At 72.1% G+C, this 499-nt stretch carries 1 protein-coding gene; it reads left to right on the top strand.

Annotated features, from left to right (window positions below):
* Positions 1 to 499: PepSY-associated TM helix domain-containing protein (locus ACEN88_RS34045; RefSeq protein WP_413346789.1), on the top strand; the 499-nt coding region annotated here is incomplete at both ends.

The raw sequence follows: 499 nt of genomic DNA, 5'->3' as shown, positions 1-499 counted from the left end.
GCACGTGGCCGCGCGACCCGGTGCGCATGCTCGTCCTGCCGGAGCAGCCCGGGGACGCGGTGGAGGTCTGGTACCGGGGCAGCAGCATGCGGGCGTACCTCGACCCGCACGACGGCCACGTGCTCGGCCTGCGCGACACGCACGACTCGCTGATGGGCATCCTCGTCGACCTGCACACGAACCTGCTGTCGGGCGAGACGGGCAGGGCGGTCATCGGCGGGTTCGGCCTGGCCGCCGTGCTGCTCATCGTCCTGGGCGTCTGGTTGTGGTGGCCCCGGCGTGGCCGCTGGCGCCAGGCCTTGACCGTCAAATGGGATGCGGGTGCGGCGCGTGTCTGGCTGGACGTCCATAAAGTGGCGGGCATCGTGACGGGCGTGTTCCTCGTCGTGATCGCCGGTAGCGGCGCCGCGCTGGCACTGCCCGGCGTCTTGACGGAGCCGTTGCTGGTCGCCTTCACCGGCGCAGGGGCGAAACAGGCCGCGCCGGCCTCGTCATCCCG

The organism is Massilia sp. CT11-108, assembly GCF_047302915.1.
Taxonomy (GTDB): Bacteria; Pseudomonadota; Gammaproteobacteria; order Burkholderiales; family Burkholderiaceae_D; genus Telluria; species Telluria orientalis.
Note: the sequence above shows the minus strand (reverse complement) of the source record. Positions and strands in the feature narration are given on the sequence as shown.